The 18,150-nt window shown below is 63.3% G+C and carries 14 protein-coding genes; 1 reads left to right on the forward strand and 13 read right to left on the reverse strand.

What is annotated here, in order from left to right:
- Nucleotides 1-3: 3 nt before the first annotated feature.
- From FHP91_RS14800 to FHP91_RS14835, 8 genes are all read right to left on the reverse strand, one after another.
- Nucleotides 4-495 (reverse strand): LexA family protein, encoded by a 492-nt coding sequence (locus tag FHP91_RS14800; RefSeq protein ID WP_246116324.1) that lies wholly within the window; start codon nt 493-495, stop codon nt 4-6.
- A gap of 146 nt (nt 496-641) precedes the next feature.
- Nucleotides 642-1,274 (reverse strand): hypothetical protein, encoded by a 633-nt coding sequence (locus FHP91_RS14805; RefSeq protein ID WP_144310324.1) that lies wholly within the window; start codon nt 1,272-1,274, stop codon nt 642-644.
- Between the two features lie 668 nt (nt 1,275-1,942).
- Nucleotides 1,943-3,469, reverse strand: a complete 1,527-nt coding sequence (locus FHP91_RS14810) for a primase-helicase family protein (RefSeq protein ID WP_144310325.1) — start codon at nt 3,467-3,469, stop codon at nt 1,943-1,945.
- A complete protein-coding gene (locus tag FHP91_RS14815; protein WP_144310326.1) occupies nt 3,466-3,978 on the reverse strand; it encodes a hypothetical protein in 513 nt (170 codons plus the stop codon). The genes FHP91_RS14810 and FHP91_RS14815 overlap by 4 nt, the downstream gene beginning before the upstream one ends.
- Nucleotides 3,979-4,516: 538 nt before the next feature.
- Entirely contained in the window at nt 4,517-5,038 is a 522-nt protein-coding gene (locus FHP91_RS14820; RefSeq protein ID WP_144310327.1) for a hypothetical protein, read from the reverse strand.
- Between the two features lie 8 nt (nt 5,039-5,046).
- Nucleotides 5,047-5,454: a hypothetical protein gene (locus FHP91_RS14825; protein ID WP_144310328.1), complete on the reverse strand. Its 408-nt coding sequence runs from the start codon at nt 5,452-5,454 to the stop codon at nt 5,047-5,049.
- Nucleotides 5,451-5,675, reverse strand: coding sequence for a helix-turn-helix transcriptional regulator (locus tag FHP91_RS21720; RefSeq protein WP_222105221.1), 225 nt, complete (start codon nt 5,673-5,675; stop codon nt 5,451-5,453). Before FHP91_RS21720 ends, FHP91_RS14825 begins: the two co-directional genes overlap by 4 nt.
- Before the next feature lie 597 nt (nt 5,676-6,272).
- Complete coding sequence (locus FHP91_RS14835; protein ID WP_144310329.1) at nt 6,273-7,628, reverse strand: tyrosine-type recombinase/integrase; 1,356 nt, start codon at nt 7,626-7,628, stop codon at nt 6,273-6,275.
- A gap of 390 nt (nt 7,629-8,018) precedes the next feature.
- On the opposite strand from FHP91_RS14835, the gene FHP91_RS14840 reads away from it, so the two are divergent.
- Nucleotides 8,019-8,234 carry a DUF3820 family protein gene (locus FHP91_RS14840; protein WP_144310330.1) on the forward strand — a complete coding sequence of 72 codons (216 nt, stop codon included), beginning with the start codon at nt 8,019-8,021 and terminating at the stop codon, nt 8,232-8,234.
- 71 nt (nt 8,235-8,305) lie between these two features.
- On the opposite strand, the gene FHP91_RS14845 is transcribed toward FHP91_RS14840, so the two are convergent.
- From FHP91_RS14845 to FHP91_RS14865, 5 genes are read right to left on the reverse strand one after another with little or no spacing between them, the layout of a single operon-like run.
- Nucleotides 8,306-10,804 (reverse strand): hypothetical protein, encoded by a 2,499-nt coding sequence (locus tag FHP91_RS14845; protein WP_144310331.1) that lies wholly within the window; start codon nt 10,802-10,804, stop codon nt 8,306-8,308.
- Nucleotides 10,801-15,279: a hypothetical protein gene (locus tag FHP91_RS14850; protein WP_144310332.1), complete on the reverse strand. Its 4,479-nt coding sequence runs from the start codon at nt 15,277-15,279 to the stop codon at nt 10,801-10,803. The genes FHP91_RS14845 and FHP91_RS14850 overlap by 4 nt, the downstream gene beginning before the upstream one ends.
- Entirely contained in the window at nt 15,276-16,421 is a 1,146-nt protein-coding gene (locus FHP91_RS14855; RefSeq protein WP_144310333.1) for an AAA family ATPase, read from the reverse strand. The genes FHP91_RS14850 and FHP91_RS14855 overlap by 4 nt, the downstream gene beginning before the upstream one ends.
- Nucleotides 16,408-17,025, reverse strand: a complete 618-nt coding sequence (locus tag FHP91_RS14860; protein WP_144310334.1) for a hypothetical protein — start codon at nt 17,023-17,025, stop codon at nt 16,408-16,410. The genes FHP91_RS14855 and FHP91_RS14860 overlap by 14 nt, the downstream gene beginning before the upstream one ends.
- A 3-nt stretch (nt 17,026-17,028) precedes the next feature.
- On the reverse strand, nt 17,029-17,574 hold the full coding sequence (locus FHP91_RS14865; protein WP_144310335.1) for a toll/interleukin-1 receptor domain-containing protein: 546 nt from the start codon (nt 17,572-17,574) through the stop codon (nt 17,029-17,031).
- Nucleotides 17,575-18,150 lie beyond the last annotated feature (576 nt).

Genomic DNA, 18,150 nt, shown 5'->3' on the forward strand with positions numbered 1-18,150 from the left:
TGCCTACCGTTTAACCGGGTAGCGCCTGACCACGCCAACGACCACACCCCACACCTGAAGTTCGCGACCTTCTGCAAAGCAGATCGCCTTATAGCTCGGGTTTTCTGGTCGTAGCTCGACCTCGCCGTCGCGCATGAACAGGCGCTTGATTGTGTATTCGCTATCGACGACGGCCACCACGATGTCGTTGTGCTGTGGTGCCTGCGAGCGGTCGACGACGACTTTGTCACCATCTTCGATGCTGGCGCCCGTCATCGAGTCGCCTTTGACTGTGAACATGAAAGTGGCCGGCTTGTTGCGAACCAGGTAGTCGTTCAGGTCTAGACCATCCTCCACATAGTCGCTTGCAGGGGATGGAAAGCCAGCGCTTATCCGATGCGAGATTAGCCGCACTTCGCAGGCCGGCGTGTCGACGGGCATCTTGACGGGAGTCTGGGTGAGCGTTTGCATGGGGCGGTGCGTCGAAATGTGCAGGGTCGGTTGGGGAACGCTCATTGTCTCACCATGAGGTGGCGACGAGTACGCCGTGCGAAGGAGCGGTGGCGCTGGCAGCGAACGGTAAGCAGGAAGCGATAGAAACGGGAGCCATCCGGGGCTGTAGGCACTCGCTCTGCACGCGGGGTGCCTGCTCGTTGTAATACTCAGTACCGCCGCAACTCGTCGACCAACATTTCGATCCTCTGGCGCACGATTCGAGCAGCGGTGTTGTCCTGCTTCAGTCGCAGGCGTTGTTCAAGCTCAGTGACGATCTGTTGAACGCGACGTGGGCGGATGCGTCCGCCTGATTTAGAAGCGTGAGTCCCGAGACGCGAGGCCAGCCAGTCGACCAAGTCCCAGACCTGCTCATGGTTAAGCATGCCTACCATTTCCGGAAGACAGCGCCTCGCGTACGCGACTGCTTGGTCGTAGGTCATTCCCGATGACTCCAGCATTCCGCGCATGTTTTCTCCGTCATTGGCTGCAGCAGTAAACACTGTGCTGAAATCCGGGTGCAAGCATAGCTCCATCGCAACCCCGGCTATCGAGATGAGCACGTCGCGTTCGTCAAGGAAGCCGACCCATACGCGGCCACCGTGCGAAGAAACCACAATCTCACCCACCGGTGCGTTCAGCGCTACCGCGACAAGGAGATGTGCCGCTTCGTGCAAACAAACCTCGGCCCGTCTGATGATCGAAGCATCCGAGGCGCTGGGATAGCGTGACGAGATGGCGGCAAGTGTCGCGACGGCGGGCATATGGTCAAGGTACATAAGTGGAATGGTGGGGCTGGTCATGATTGATCCTGGCCCGAACGACCAGCGGCGTTAAGCACGCACGCGGCGAGCTGGTCGATAGACGGACGGCCCCTTGCGGGGCGAGGAACGCGGTGGCCGGGAAGTGCGTAATAGACCCGACGCACACGGCGGTTGTTGGTGCGTGACCACCGGGCGGCACGATGCCAGCCGAGGATGGCAAGCACGGCGGGGAGGGCGTAACGAGGCACGCCGGTAGCGCTGGTGATTTGATGCGGGCGATACACCGTCGGGCCATCGGGCGGGAGCGCGGCACGCCATGAGGTGATACACGTCACGAAGCGGGCGAGGGTGGCCGGGTCCATGTGTTACACGGTTAGCGGCAGGGGGAAGCCGGCGAGGTGTCACAGGTGGCACAGGCTGTCACAGGATCGGGAAATGTTACCTGTGCCAGCCAAACCCTTGCCAGCACTGGGATTGAGCCAAGTGGCACAGGTGGCACACCTTTTTCGGCGAATTCCGTACACACGCACGGGGGGTGTATATATTTCATATCGTGAAATAATCTTTTTTATCTCTGATAAATTAGAAAAAAAGGTGTGCCACCTGTGCCAGAAGGCTAGAACCCGCACCAGTGCTGGGATTGGCTGGCACAGGTAACACCTGAAAGTCCTGTGCCACACCTGTGCCACCTGTGCCACCCCCGTGCCTCAATCGGTGGGCCATGGCGCATGCTCCCCGCTCAGTGCGTAGCGTTCGAACTGTCGCCGTGCTTCGTCGAGTTCCGGAAGCACCCAGTAACGGTTTCGGCTCCCCGTCTCACGGTGCTGCGTCTCTCCCAGTTCCGGGAAGACGGCCCGCAGGTGCCGGCCAACGGTTGCGGCGTCGGTGCGCTCATATCGGCCCAGCCCGTGGCTCTGTACGTACTGCTCAAAGGCCCCGGTCACATCCTCACGGCGTTGCTCGTGCTTCCAATCGTTGTCGTGCTCAAGCACGGCCCCTGAGTAAAGCCGTTCGTAAAGCCAGCGGTCAAAGGCAGGCAATGACAGCAGTTTCTGATCTACAAGCCCCGACGTGCTCGGCACCTGGCGCACGTTGAACGTGCTGGTGTCGTGGTGCATCAGGATATGCAGCAGCGCAGCCAGTCCGCCGTCTTCCGCTTGTTCGTGGAGCTTGTCGAAGTAGGCGTGTTTTTGCTTGCGGCAGTCCGATACATCGAGCACCAGATACCGCCGTTCGTCGATGCCGGCAGGTACAACCCAGTCTGAGTTTGAGGCCATCATGATTTTCAGCCTGTTGGGTGCGGTGTAGGCATCTACCCCCTTGCGTTCGATGGTCAGCGTCGGTTCAGTGACCAGCCCCTTGAGCACGTCCGCGCCTTGGCGATCGCCCGCAAAAAACGCCTCATCTGCGAACAGCATGCACACGCCGCGAAGATGTGCATTGAACGTACCGACCAGATGGCGCGAGTGAAGCACGTGCATCCCGTGCGGACCGAACAAGCGGCACATCCACCGGCCCACAGTCGATTTGCCCGTACCGCGCCCACCTCGCATCACGATGGCGACCTCAGCCGGTTTTGCCGGGTGCTGCACGCATCGAGCCATCCAGCCCAGCAGATACAGGAAGTGGTCGTGATTGCCTGCGCAAACCACGTTTCGGAGGTGCCACAACAGCGGCGCGGCCTTCTTCGTTGAGCGGTCAGGCTCGATACCAAAGCCCCGCCACAGGTTATAGACCCCCTCCGGTGCCTCCATGCCGGGGAGCAGGGCAATCCCGTTGGGGTACTGGCGTCGCTGCGGTGCACGCAGCCACACATCGGCAAGATTGGCCGACTTAGTGTTTCCGTTGGTGTCGGTCGTCGTGACCGTGCGGTTTGCGTGCAGGAGTCGGAATTCCGCCTGCGATAGCCCGATCAACTCGTGCAGCCCGGTTTCGGGGTTCGTGCCCTCGATGAAGATACACACGGTCCCGCCTTCGATAGACACGAAAAATTCGCGGTTCAGCGCCTCGATAGCGTCTTCAAGGGCTTCCCTTGTGCTGTCGGTCTGGATGGTGTCGAGCTGGGCGAGTGCGTCCGTTTTCGGAGGCGTGGCCTGCGCCTTCTTCGCATCGGGTGTGTGCAGTGGCACAACCTGTGCTGTTGCGGGGGCGGCGTCGGTTGCCTCGACGTGTTGCGTCCCTTGGCGGGCCTCCAACATGCGCTTGAAGTAATCCGTGGTGAGTTTCGCGGTCATTGTGAGTTACCCAATTCGGTACGCAGCGCCTTGAACGCTCGGGCGTGGTGTCGGGATACGTAGCGCGCTGCGTTAAGCCCTTTTCCATCAAGCGCCCCGTCTGTCGTGATCTGATCGCGCACCACATCCAGCGCAGCATCACGCGCGGCAGCATAGAGCGCTCCCAGCAGGGCATCAGCGGGTGCCGTGGACGGCGACCAGCGCACCCACATTGCGGACGGGTCGAAACGGGTGTCATCGTTTTGCGCGGTGGCCTGTGGCCCTGCGGCCTCGCTCCAAGCTGCAAACATCGCCTGCCCGTCGTCGTCACTGAGTACGCCGAGCGTCACAGCGGCTTTGATTGCGCCTAGCCCACGAATCCACGCCGCATATTCGGCAGCTGGGGTCATGGCCAGTGCTTCAGCAAGGCGCTTTGCCTGCTGGGTGTGCGGCACCATGGGTGCGACGTAGGGCCGTTTGCGCTGCTGTTTAGGGAGCACAAGCCCCAGCCCCTGCACAAGATCATCCACGCTATACCGTCGGGTAGGCTCCCATTCGTGCATGACGCAGCGAAACGGCGGACTGTGCTTGGCGTTCCATCCTCGGGGCATGCGTGCATATCGCGCAGTAGGCCCACCAGCGCCCGGATCGCACAGCCCAGCGGCGATAACGGCCCGCATCACCCGCCCGGCCAGACCCGCATCAGCGATAGGGGGTGAAATTATGTACCCCCACTGTGCGTTACCGGGTGAAGTCTCCAGCCTCCAAGTCGGCTGCAGTGTTACACCATCCGCACCGGCCTTAGTGCCAACGTCATCGAGCATAACCGCATGCAGCGCGGCGAAGTTGGCAGAGGTGCGACGAAACCCATCGCCGGGACGCCGGTAGTAACTCGACACAGTGAAGTAGTTGTTGGCATCGCTAGGCACCGCGGGCACCGCACCGGGCACCCATGGCTCCGCGCGCCATGCCCCAGCCCCTGCAGTCCGGGGGTTTTGGCCGAAACTGGCCAGCCCCGGCATCGCGCCATCGGGCAACTCGCCGAATACCGTGCGCATGAACACAGCGTTACTCGGGTTCATCAGAGCCTCCCGCAGGCTCGGCGTCAATGATGTCGCCTTGTGGGCGTGGCGTTGCAGGCAACCGGATCGTGATACGCGACTCTCCGGCGCGGGTTGGCGGGGCCTTTTCGTCGCCGTGCAGTACAAACACTGTCGCACTGGGTTTTTCCGGTTCTGTGAGGCGCAGGCGGGATGCGCGTTCTTCCGCCAGCCCGGTCAGCTTCAACAACGTATCGGCCAACTTCGGTGCGGTGCCTGGCGGGATGTGGCCCGCGTCGATCATTTCGTCGATATGGGCGACCAGCTTTTCCAGGGGTGCCAGCGCTTGGCGCTTGAGAAGCTGCCCTGACTGCCGCAAGGCCTGCGCAGCCACAATCGCCGCGCGCAGGCCTTCGGGTTCTGCCAATGTGCTAAGCACGTGCTCAAGATCAACGCCGTACGCCGTGCAATGCTCCTCAGCTTTCGAGGGCTCGCAGTAGGTGAGGGCGAGCGCCAATTTCAGGCGCTCTTTCTCGTCATCGGTGGGCACGGGGGAACTCATGCGGGCCACACCAGCATAGGTTTCGTCGGAAGGATGCCAGCCGCGACGCCGATCAAGTCGCGCAACGCCATGGGCCACCGCGAAGGGTGCGCATCCAATACAACGCGGATATGCTCCAGCGTCAGTGTGATCAGCGTAAGGCGGGCATCGACGGCGACCAGCCATTGCTGACCATCCCGATGGACAAGCACGGCGTGTTTGTACCCCTCCGGCGCCTGCCACAAAGGGCGCGGATCGTCATCAGTCGTCCATCCGCGCAAGCGAAAATCTGCTTCGGGCCGCAACTCGAAGTAGTCATCGTCCGGTGCGTCTTCAAGCAGTTGCCACGCAAGGCGCGAGCCGCCGAAGCCGTCATCATAGTAGTAGCGGTTCAGGTGATCGGGGATGTCGGCGTGCGTGGTCATTGCGAGGCCTCCCTCTTGCTTTCGGCCCATGCAACTAGATCACGGCGAGGAAACAGGGTTTTTCGCGTCGATGGACGTGCGGGGGTAGGAAAGGTGGGGTCGGTGCGGGCGTATCGCCACAGGGTACTGAGACCGACGCCGAGGAAATGTGCCGCATCAGCGGGTGTCATGTAGCCCGCGTGCTCGGTAGCGGAGGCGAGCAGATCAACAGGTTCTTTCATGGTAGGTGCCTTGTCATGTCGGGAATCGAAACGAGCCGTATTGGCATCGTGTCTTCATGAAACCCCACCCATGACGGGACCTAGTACAACCGAAAATGACCGTATATTTATGTCATGCGCCGCGCCACGTTCTGGCTTGTCGTATCTGCCGCTTGGCGATGATGGCGTTCCTTCCAGTCATTCGGCGGATCATGGCCCGAGCAAGCCGTACGGCGAGTGAAGGCGCCCCGCCCCTGTCGTTATCACCGTGAATGCCACCGGACAGCCCAGCGTTCGCAAGCACACGCGCTACATCGGCGATCATTGCCGCCTGTGCGCTTCTTGGACGCCCCTTTGTGCGTTCTCGTAGGCGCTTGAAAAGCACACTCGTTGCTTGATAGGCCCCCCATGCCTCGTTCAGTCCGTGAGCGACATAGCTGATCTTGTCTGTAGGCACCGACTCCGCTTTAGCTGCTTCCTCGGCTACAGCCAGCGAATTCAAGTCGATTTGCCCGATGGGTGCCTGCGGGCTGCTCTTGGGGCGCCCCCGCTTGCGGGGAGTGGCTGGATTGTCCGGAGGGTCGCACGGGAAAAACCACGGGGGGGTATTGATTGCCATCACGCGGCCCCACGCAGCGTAACCACGTTGTCAGCGCCCGAGCGTGTCAGCAGTTCAAGCCGCTCGCCCAGCAGGCGCCATCCCTCGTGCATTTCGTTTTCGTAGCTGTGTCGCTGGTAGGTGCGTTTAACCCGGTTTTCTTCGGTGTGGTTCAAGCAGCGTTCGGCGACTTCGGGAATCACCCCGAGTGCGACCATCATCGTTGCCCCTGTGCGGCGCAGATCGTGGGGCGTCCATCTACCACCTGAAAGGGTAAGCGACGATGCCCGTTCCACCTTTACACGCCGGCTCATGGGGGCTTTGCCTTCCCGCTGGCGATCGCCAAGTTGCTTTGTGACTGTCTTGGGGCACACGGGGGCATCCCCTTGCCGGTTCGGGTAAATCCACGGGCAGGGCTGAGCGTCTGGTGATTTCTTTCGTGCTTCCGCCAGCTTGGCGTTGGCTGTGGCTTTCAGTTGTTCAAACTGGGTCAGCGCGAAGGCGGACAGGAAAACGGTGTGCTCTTTGCTGTTCTTGCTGTTCTCGGCGGGGATGCGCCATGTTCCTGTGTTCAGGTCGACGTGCTCCCATCTTGCCCCTAGCAGTTCACCAATGCGGCAGCAGGTCGACAGGGCGAGCCATACGGCACACTGTGTGGACGCACTGGCTGCGCTGGTCGGCAGTTGGCGGGCGAGGGCTTTGATTTCCCCTTCGGAAAGGACGCGATCCCGTTCGGTGTCCTTGCCGCCGATCTTGGCTTTCCTGATGGCGGATGTTGGTTCGAACTCAATGATGTCGCGGTCGACGGCGAAGCGGAACATCTGGCGCATGAGCGAAAAAATCACCTTCGCCATGCGGGGAACGCCTCGCGCCAGTAGTGCGTCAGTCACGCCGGTTACATGCCCCTTCCGGACATCCTCAACGGGGAGTGCGCCCAGCGTCGGTAGCACGTCCTTTTCGAACATGCGCCGGACTTCCGCGCCGCCGTCTTTGCGGCGAATTAGGTCCACTTCTGCCCAGCGCTTGAACAGCCCGCTAACGGTAATGCGGGCGTTCTGTGCTTCAAGTGCCTCCGCCTGGGCGTTCGCCGCAGCTTCCCGCTCCATGGTTTCGCGTTCTCGTTCCGCGACAGGATCAATGCCCTGTTTGCGATCAGCGGTGAGTCGCGTCGCTTCGGCACGCGCGTCGGCCAAGGAGAGTGAGGGGTACATTCCCAAGTCAAACCACCGGGTCCGTGTGCCGACCTTGTAACGATACAGCCAGTATTTGCCGCCCGACTTGCGCACGCGCAGGTACAGCCCGCTTCCGTCGCTTAGGAATTTGTCGTCATCTTCGTGCTTGGCAGCTCGAATCAGCCGGTCGTTCAATTTGGCCATGCAGCACCTCATCGAGTCGATTGGTGACACTTCTGGTGACACCTTTGCGTGGGTCTTGATGGGATTGTATAGCATGTCACGAGACGCTGCAAACGCTTAAAATCGAGTGAAAACAGGTAGATGCGATGTTTTATGCTGCCGCATGTTGTTGCATGCTGTCGCATTGTTACCTTTATGGGGTGCAAGGGGTAGCGAGTTCGAATCCCGCCGCCCCGACCAATAGAAACAGGCACTTGGCCCAGTCTTCGGACTGGGCTTTTTGCTTTTCGGCGTTTGGGTGGCACCGAGTGCGGTGTCTTTCCTTCTTTACAGTTTGAACATCCCGGGCGCTGCGGCACCAACCAAGGTCTTTGGTCCGAGCGCATTGTGTTGAACACGCCTTGACTCACTATGAACCCAGAACTCCTGGAATTGTTGCTAATCCATGAGATGCCCTTCGGTAAATACAAAGGGCGTGTCATTGCGGACCTTCCGGGGCACTACCTTGCGTGGTTCGCACGACAAGGTTTTCCCGAAGGCCGGTTGGGGCATCTACTGGCGCTCATGTATGAGCTCGACCACAATAATCTGGTAGGCCTGATCGACCCCTTGCGGAAAACCCGTTGACCTGTGGCAGGTAGACCCACTTCCGGCAAACCCGCGGTGTCCGTCTGAGTTACGGGTTTGGCGATCGGCCCTTAGTTTGAATCCGATCGCGTGAGCCACTTGCGGAGGAGGCGCCACAGCATGAAGGAGGCGGGGAGCGCTGTCTTTAGCCAGCTGAAGCTTTGCCGGTTGGTGGCACTGTCTTCCGGCGTCGAAGGCTCGGGCATGGGGATTGTTGCGGACTGTTCGGTGAGTTCGGTCGGCACGTCGGATTCCTCGGGGGAATTGTCGAACGGGCTGTTGACGGTATTTTTGCTCTCGGACGCGTTCCGAGTCTTGCCAAGGTCGGTGCCGTCTTTGGATTCAGGGTGGTCGGAATGCCGTGGCCGCGCTTCGACGTTGATCAATTGGCGGGCCAGCGCTGGCAGGGCGTCGGCCAGCGCGCTTGGCGCGGGCAGGCTGATGCGGGCGGTGTATTCGTTGGCGGTGTACAGCGTCGGTGCATCGTGAGCGCGTATTGCCGGGGTCAGGCCGATCACCGAATCCACCATCCGTTCGAGGCCGCGCGCAGCGGCTGATTCTGCCGGATTCATGCCCGCTTCGATCACGATCAAATCAAAGCGTTGTGTCCGTGCACGCGTCTCCGGCGCTGGCAGAAAGCGCCAGATCAGCCGTCCAAGGCTGCCGAGTCCGCCTTGTTTGGCAAAACGGTTAAACAGGGCTAGCAGGGTCAGCCAGGTGGTTACCGACCAGGCCAGTGCTGCGGTGCCCGATGTTGCGGGTTGAAGCAGGGACGCGGCAACGCGCTGCCCGTGCGTGTCGGATTGCGTATTCAGCGTCGCGGCGAGTGCTTCGGCAAGTGCGCTGTCTGATGCGCAGTGAAGAATCAGGATGCGGCGTTCCTTGATGGGTCTTGGCCGGTGTTTGAAGAAGAATCCGGTAGTCAGATGCTCGCGGTCCGGTCCTTCGTTCCAGGATGTGTCAATGGACTTGTCCAGCGTTGCGGTGCGAAGGCTGAAGCGTTCTGAATGTTCGGGCAGTTCGGCCAGCGCAGCGGTCCAGCCTTCGGCCATCGGACCGTCGGCCAGGGCCAGCACGCGCGCGTCGTCGGGAAGCAGGGTCATCAGGGCGTGGGCGGCTGCCGGGGTGGCATAGACTGCTCGCAAGTGCAGTGCGCTACGGGTGGCCTCGGCCATCGGCTGGTGCTGCCAGGCCTTCGCATCCATGGCGGTGTTCAGGAACAGGTCGGCGACCGAGTCGGCGTATTGAGCCAGACGCAGGTGTGTGCCCCGCAAGCGGGGTGCCGCAGCGCTCGGTGCGAGTAGCGTGACCGGCCCATCGTTCCATTCGGTGGCGACGCGTTCGGCGATGTGCAGACCTTCCGTGAATTCGGCGTCGCTGGGGAGCACCAGCCAGAGGGGGGGGCCCGGCGAGTGCGCAGGGCGGCCGAGCAGAATGCGGGCGACACCGTGGACAAGGACGACCAGACAAGCCAGTGCCACCTGCGCTGCTGCTTCATTGCGCGGGCCAAAATCGACCGGCATACCGTGCAGAAAAACGCCTTCTCGGCCAAGCTCGCTCAGAAGTGCGGCAACGGCTTCGTCCAGCCATACAGCATTGCTCATCAGTAGCATCCAGGCGGCGAACCAGGCAACTTCGCCGGCCGTGCTGGCGCTGACTCTCGCCCCCAGTTGCCAGCGAGCAAGGAGCGCAGGGAGTGCCATGCCGGCGCCGGCCACGGCCAGTCCGCAGCCCATGCCTGCCATCATGCCCGCGATGGGTGCAATGCCTTCGAGCGGCGTGTTGAGGGCGACTCGCCAGGCAGCGGTCTCCAGCCAGGGCACTGCGATCTGGGCGAGTGCGATACCGCTTAACAGGCCGCCCAGCCGGATCGTGCCATTTCGCAAGGCAAGCAGTCGCCCGGCGCTGCGAAATCCCCGTGTGGCCTCAAAGCGGTTGCACAGAAACGCGGCAACCCACAGCCCACCGACAATCGCCATCAAGCGGACCAGGTCGTCGCCGGTTTGCCAGGCGGTGACGCCCAGCACGAACAGCGCCGCGCCGCTGGCGATCGCCAGGGCGGCAGAGAGCGGAAGTGCGAATGTGCCGAGGATGCGCCCAAGGCGTTGTGTGATGAGCACCATCGAGAGCGACAAACACGCCGCAATGGCGCAGCTGACCAACACCGCCTGGCGAAGCATCTGTGCCTGAGCCGGATTGTCGGGTAGGACAGTGGTCAGCCCGATGACGGAAAAAAATCCGGCCCCCAGCATCAGTGCGGCGAAGCGGCCGATGGCCGCTTGCGACCAGCCAATGACAGCGGGCAGCGCCATCAGTGCGGTGCCGCCGCCAACCTGCAGGGCGATCCACACGCCAGGCCAGGTGGTGTCGCTTCCGCCCAGAACCAGCGGCAGAACGAGAAGCATGGCGGTGATGGCGATGCCGCGCTGGGTGCCTGGCGCGCGCTCGAGCGCGACGCGCATGGTGGCGGGTAGCGCGCTGGCCACACGGTTTCCGTGCTCGGCTTCGCGCCGGGCGGCGTGCCAGAGAGCGAGCAAGGCCTCGCCAGGCGTGCGGGTTGAGTGATTCATTGGCTGGCCTCCGCGATCCAGTGCGTGATCTCGCGCGCTTGCCGGCGTTTGCGCCAGAGCAGCAGTACCGGCCATAGACCCAAAGTGGCCAACAAGGCGTAGCTCCATAGCTGCGGTGGGGCTTCGGCCGGGCGCAGCGGCAGCGGATAGGGCGGCACACGCCAGATCTGTACGCCGCCGGTGGGTGCTGGCACATCGGCCGTGAGCGGGGCAGATCCGCTCGATTGTGCGCGGGCTTCGCCTGCCAAGTTGGCGCGCGGCGTTGCCGTTTGGCGCGTCGGTGGCTCGGCGTTTTGGGCCAGCACGATGGCCGGTGTGGCGGCTTGGGCCGTGGAAATGATGTCGCCCAAGAGCGACGCTAATGTCTCACGGGCGCCCGAGTCATGGAGGGACTTTTTCGCCGGTGCCTGCTGCTTTTGCGGCGGCGAAATCTGCTTTTGGCGTGGCGGCAACTTCTCTTGTGGTGTGCGAACGGAAGGGGCTTCAGGGGTTGTTGGCGGCGCAACCGACTGCACGTTGTTGTTTCCAGCTTCTTCCGGCGTTTGAATTGTCGCGGTGTTGTCAGGTGGCCCGCCGACTTTGTCGAGTTGCGGCGCAATGACTGGTTGATTGGCGATCCAGGCGCTGACAATCCGGGCGCCGTCTGGACTGAAAGCCACGCTTTCGCCCCCGCCTGCTTGCGCTATTGGCGCACCGATGAGCTGACCCGTGGTCACATCCCACAGACGCAGGGTCGCGTCGTAACTGCTTGAGACGATTCGCCCGCCGTCGGGGCTAAAGGCCACACTCCTGACCTCCGCCGAATGCCCCTGCAGCGGTGCGCCGATGGCTTGGCCGGTGGTGGCATCCCATAGGCGCAGGGTGGTGTCGTTGCTTCCCGAGACGATGCGCGTGTCGTCGGGGCTGAAGGCGACGCTCCAGATCGTGCCCGAGTGCCCCCGCAGTGGTCCGCCGACGGCTTGGCCGGTGGCAGCGTCCCATAGTCGCAAGGTGTCGTCCTCACTGCCGGAAACGATGCGTGTGCCGTCGGGGCTGAAGGCGACACTCCAGACTGGGCCCGAGTGCCCCTGCAACGGCGCGCCGATGGTTTGTCCCGTAGCGGCATCCCACAGGCGCAGCTCGTCACCGCCCGAGACGATGCGCGTGCCGTCGGGGCTGAAGCTGAGTGTCAGGATTGGGCCCGAGTGCCCCTGCAGCGGTGTGCCGATGGCCTGCCCAGTGATGGCATCCCACAGGCGCAGCGTGGTGTCGAAGCTGCCAGAGACGATTCGCCTGCCGTCGGGACTGAAGGCCACGCTTGAGACCATGTCCGAGTGCCCCTGCAGCGGTGCACCGATGGCTTGACCGGTGGTGGCATCCCACAGGCGCACGGTCTTGTCTTCGCCTGCGGTGGCGATTTTGCTGCCGTCGGGGCTGAATACCGCCTGATAGATTGCGGCGGTGCCGTCGAGTGTGACGCTTGCGGTTTCATCACCTTGGTTGATCCAGAATCGAAGCGTGCCGTCCGCACCGCCCGAGACCACCTGCGCGCCGTCGGGGCTGAAGGCGAGGCTGTTGACCGGGCCCGCATGGCCGCGCATCGGCGGGCCGACGGCTTCGCCTGTTTTGGTATCCCACAGGCGCAGGCTGGCGTCGTTGCTGCCCGACAGAAGGTAGGCGCCGTCAGGGCTGAAGGCCACGCTGGTGATCTCGTCTTCATGGCCGGCCATGGTTGGGCCGATGGCTTGGCCAGTGCTGGCGTCCCACAGCTGTATTTCGCCGTTGCCGCTGCCCGAGACGAGACGTCGGCCGTCGGGGCTGTAAGCCAGACTGGTGAGGAAGATGTTCTGGGGCGGCATGGGCCGGTTGACGGCTTCGGCGGTGGCGGTATTCCATTGACGAATGCCAGTGTCAGTGGCACCGCTCGAGGCAATGACGCTGCCATCCGGGCTGAAAGCGAGGGTGCTCACCATCCCGTCGTGGGCCTGGATCGGCGGGTCAATCGTTTTCCCGGTCCGTACGTCCCACAGTCGCAGCATGCCGTCGGTGTCGCCGGTCGCCATGTACCTGGCGTCGGCGCTGAAGGCGACGCTGGTGAAGGGGGTTGTCGATATCGCGCTTTTGTCAGCCTTCAATAGCGTCCCGATCAGTCCTCCGGTGCGCGCATCCCATTGGCGTTGCCCGCCATCCCAGTCGTTCGAGATGATCGTTGCACCGTCTGCGTCATACGCGACGGCGCGAATCGAGGCGCTTTGCACGCCGCCGGTCCATCGGCCTTGTTCGGTGTAGAGCGCATCTCGCGCGCCGGTCGGCAGGGTGTCGGGCTCGGTGCGCAGGGCGGTGACGGAAAGCACCACACCGATGGCGAGCACACCGGCGGAGACCCGCAGCATGCGCCGTGAGCTGCCGTAGAAGCTCAAGCCATTGCGCCACAGCAGGCGGTCGCGCCAGGCGGTGAGCCATTCGCGCCACAGGCCCGTGCGCTGGCGCACGGGCAGCTGGGCCAGCCAGCCCGACCATTCGCTGGGGGCGCGCAGCATCAACTGGCGCGGGGTGTGGCCGGCGAGGTAGCCGAGGTAGAGTGTGTCGGCGGCGTCGTTGGTCTCGTTCGATGGGGCACGGCTCAGTGGCCCCGGCGGCTCTTCGAGGCTGAGCGCGTCGTCGCCGCGGGCGTCGAGTTGAATCTGGCCGAGCTTGTTGCGTACCACGGCGCGGACTTCTTCCTGAACGCTGGGCGAGAGGCTGTCGAGCAGGGCCAGGCGCAGCCAGTCGGGCATGCGCTGGCGACGCAGCCAGGGCAGCATGGCCAGGCGCGGGTAGTCGTCGGCGATGTAGTCGGCGAGGTCTTCGGGTGGCAGCTTGGCGTTGAGGTAGTACTGCTCACCGAGGAGCAGGGTCAGCTCCCAGCGAATGATCGGGGGGACGGCGCAGGCGCACAGCCAGTAGTAGCCGTTTTCGCCAAGGTAGTACTTGAGTTGGTCGAGCAGTTCGGCGAGGCCGTCGATGGGGGTGTCGGGGTCGAGCAGGGCGTCGATACGCTTGTCGGCCTCGAGCGCGCGCAGGCGGGCCGGGTAGCGCTGTGAGCGGCTGAGGGTAAAGCGCGGCAAGCGGCCGGTGACGACAAGTTCGGCCCAGGCCGCCAGTGCCGGCTCGTCCAGCGGCAGCACATAGAAGCCGGGGTCGGTGGGGCGTTCGCGGCGCTCGATGGCGTCTTCGCGTTCGCCCCAGTGACGGGGTTCGGTCGGGGTGAACATCACGCGCTGGGGCCAGCGATGGAAGCGCGCGCTGACGGCCCAGTCACGCCACTGGTGATCGGCGTCGATCAGCAAATGGCCGTCGGAGACGATGACCAGCCGCTGGCCGACCGGCGGTGTTGGCAGGCGATCCAGCGACTCGCCCTCGTCGCCGTCGAGTCGCCAGCCGGTGCCGGTGGGGCGGCAGACCCGCGCGGTCTGCGCTTCGGCATCGAAGCGTGCGAGGCGGATGTCGACATCGATGCCGTGCTTTCGCAGGCGCTCGGCCCAGTGGTAGAACATGCGCCCGCGCGGGTCGTTGATCAACTGGTGAGGTGTCTGGTCGGTGTCGGCGTCGACTTCGACAATCAGCAGATACGAGGGGCGCAGGCGGGCATCGCGATGGCGCAGACTGAGCACACCGAGTCGGCGTGCGGTGGCTTCGATGGTGCGCCCGATATGCAGCGGTGGCCTGCGTTGCAGGCGGCTGCGTGCGGTGGCTGGGCCGGCGACATGGCGTTCGAGCCGGGCCTGGATGTCGGCGGAGAGCGGCGGCACGATGCGCCGGGCTTCTTCGCGCAGGCTGGTGAGATCGAGCGGTACGCGCCGCCCGCTGCGCCGCGCATGCCCCAACCATGGGGTGGCAAGCGGCAGCGCGAGGCCAAGCACGCCAAGCGCGCCGAGACCGAGCAGGGCGGCTGCGACCCACGGGCGCAACTCCCAGTTGTAGCGCACGGCCGGCGTGTAGCCAGCGAAGCGGGGGGGCGTTTTTTTGACCACTGGCGCGGGGGGCGGTGATGCCGTTGGCGCGACGGGGCTTTGTTTCACCGCCTCTTGCACCGCTGGCGTGTCGGCGGGGCGCTGGCGTGAGTCCCACCAAGCCAGCACCATGATGATGCTGAAGACCAGCAGCGCCAGATTTCGCCAGATGGACGTGCGCGGCGGTGGGGCGGCGGTGGCGGTTTGGGGGGCGTCGGCCACGGCTTTGCGTTGTGGCTTGAGTGCGTTTGCCCATTCGTGGAAGAGCGCGTCAAAGCGCGCCTGATCTTCTTGACGCTTGCACAGCACGGGGCGCAGCTTCGGGATCAACCCGGCGGGATCGGGTTGTTCGGTGCTTGGTGAGGCGCGGCGCGCCAGGTGGGCGATCAGCCGCGCCGCGTCGACCGCTTCGGCCGGCCCGACGGGAAATCCGCGTGCGCGCAGGAAGACGATCAGACCGTCGACGCCGCCACCCGGAGACACTGCGTCCGCCGGGGAGCTCATGTCGTTCCGGGGCCTGGCGCGAGCCCGAAGCGCTTGAGCTTCGAGGTCAGCGTCTGGCGATCGTCCTGATGCTTGAGGATTGTACCCAGGGTGCGACCGATCAGGCCCGCGTTTGCCTTCAGATCGCCCTGTGGGTCAGCGTGGTAGCGGGCCAGCGCGTTGGCCCAGTCGATGAGTTCCGAGGTGCCCGGCCGGTAGGCCAGATGGGCGGCGCGTTCGTCGCGGTATTCAACGAAGAAGCTCAGCAAATCCTGATAGAAGGGCGCGAGCTGGTCGATTGCGTTGACGCCTGTCGCGCCGCCGGATGGGCCGCCCAGCGAAGCGGGGACGCGCAGACGCAAGATTTCGGCGAGCTTTTCCTGCGTGGGGTCGGGGATGTTGTAGTAGACGCAACGACGCAGGAACGGATCGGGCAGGTCGCGCTCAGAGTTGCTGGTGATGATCACGATCGGCTTGAGGGTGTCGTCATTGGGCGCTGACACAAGGTGATTGCGCATTTCACGGATGCGGAAGGCCATGCGCTCGATGCCGTTGAGCAGGTCGTTGGGCACGTCGCGCGCGGCCTTGTCGATCTCGTCGATCAACACCACGCTGCGCTGCGCCTCGTTGATCGGTGGGGCGATCAGTGAATCCTGGGTTTGGCCACCGTCGACCCGCAACTGCCGCGTATTGTGCTGATCCCATTCGATCAATCTGGCGTGAGCCTGCGGATTGGCATAGAGAATGGCCTTCCCCAGCGCACCGAAGCTGAGAAAGTGTTCCGGCGGACGGGGGGCATCGTCGCCACGCAGCTGCGCATCGGCCATTTGCGCGATCAGGTCAAAGCGATAGAACAGTTCCTGCGCTTCGGTCAGTGACTGGCTTTCAAAACGCAGTACCGGGCCCAGAGCCAACTCCCAGCTGATGCGCTCGGCCAGTTCGCTCTTGCCGGTGCCCGGGCGGCCGGTGAGTAGCAGTGGTTTGGCCAGGATGAGCGCTGTATTGACCGCTTCGACCAAGCCTTCGTCGGCGCTGTAGCCGGCCGGGTGGCCAGGCATTGCCGTGTCGCTGACCGGGGCATAGCCTTCGCGCAGCCACAGGCCGGCCTCCGGCAGCGTGCCTTTACCAACGAAGTGTGTGCGTGCGGAATCAGGGCGTGTCATCGGGCGGGTCTCCGGCGGCGTGGGTGCAAGGGGCGCATAAGTCGGGGTGCTTGAGAATCTGGTCAATGCGGCGCCCCATGTCGTCGTTGAATTCCTGGATCGAACGGGCGGTGTCGCTGGGCAAGGGGATGCGGTCGTTCTCGCCGCCCCAGCCGTGCCACCAGTCAAAATCCAGGCGAGCGATGTTGGCGTTGCGGAAACTCACCCGATGCAGGGCGATGGCCTCGACCGGGAAGATCCACATGGTCAGTTTGTCCGGCGGATTGGCGCTGCCTTTGGTCTCGATGAAGTAGAGCAGGTCCGGCACTTCGTCGGTATCGGTGGCTTTCTTGGCGTCCACCAGATAGTCGGTGGTGAAGATAGCCACGAAGTCCGTGGCGTCGGCGCGGAATTTGCGAATTTCGGCGCTCTCTTGCCCGGCCTGCTGGCCCGGATCGCTGGCCACGACCATCAGCATGCGCCCGTGGTCGTCCCAGTCAGACAGTTGCAGACGCGCGGTGAGCTTGCCGAACACCTCGCTGGCCAGCGCGTCCGGCCGCCACGAGACGTAGATCAGCCGCCGGCTGTCCTCCATGTCGGTGATCTGACAACTCGCCCGTGCCATGGCTCACCGCCCCCGTGCCGGCAACGTGCGTTCGAAATGGTCGATCAGTTGTTTGATCTGGTCGCGCAGCACCGCTTCGTTTTCCCACTGCAACCGCACCAATTGTTTGGCGCTGTTGTAGGGACCGAGAAAATGGATGTCACCGATGCGCTGGACTTTCGGGTCGTCGCTGACCAAGCGTCCGGCCCGGCGATCGGGGTTCAGGCTCAGCAGGTCGGGGCGCATGTCGTCGACCAGCACAAACAGCAGACGGGTTTTCATGCCATCCTCGTAACGGTTGATCGCCGCATTCAACTCCCTGCGGCACTCCGGTGATAGCCAGAAGTCGTCAGTCAGCAAGGCGATGAAATGCGTCATCCCGTCCAGCGCCGCGTTCACCTCGCCCTGCCAGTTGTCGCTCGCACGCAAGTTTTCGTCATCGAGAAAAACGCGAAAATCGAGTGCATCGGAGACCACTTCGAGTGCGTTGCGCAGGCGTCGGGCGACACGCGTCGAATGTTCGACATGCTTGTAGGAAATGAAAACCAGCTGGGTGGGTTCAGCCCGCATTGGTGAGGTTCTCCTGGTTGTGCGCCGTCGGCGTGCGGCGCAGACACGCCGGAACGGATATCGAAGGACGGGCCGCCGGATAGTGCGTCCGCATAGGCACCCCTTCAGAATTCATTCAAGCACTTGCGCGCGCTCATTCAAGTGAACTCGTGCTGTCGGCAACGGCCAGTGCGTCTGGCGCCGGCCTGTCGGGCGAGCAATCAGACGCGAAACAAAGGGCATGAAGTGATCCGGGCGCGCATGACGATCGGCAATGAGGCTGCGGCCTTGGCCGCGGGCGCGTCGTCGCATGTCAGGCGCGGCCGGTGGCGATGTCAAAGGCGTGACGGGGCGTGGTCTTCGCGCGAGGATGAGGCCCTGTGCGTGCAAGGCATGGCGTACTTTCTGGTCGTACCAGATCTGCGGGTGTCGAGGCGCGGACCGGTGACCTATGAGAAATCGGTATTTCTGAGGGCGTTTGTTTTCAGGGGCCATGCGCTTGATACGCGTCGATGAGTGAAAAAATACGACACTCAACCGCGGGGGACGATGGCTTTGGTGGTTGATGCTGGATAATTGTTGTCCTGCACCATCTCC

The organism is Denitromonas halophila (assembly GCF_007625155.1).
Lineage (GTDB): Bacteria > Pseudomonadota > Gammaproteobacteria > Burkholderiales > Rhodocyclaceae > Nitrogeniibacter > Nitrogeniibacter halophilus.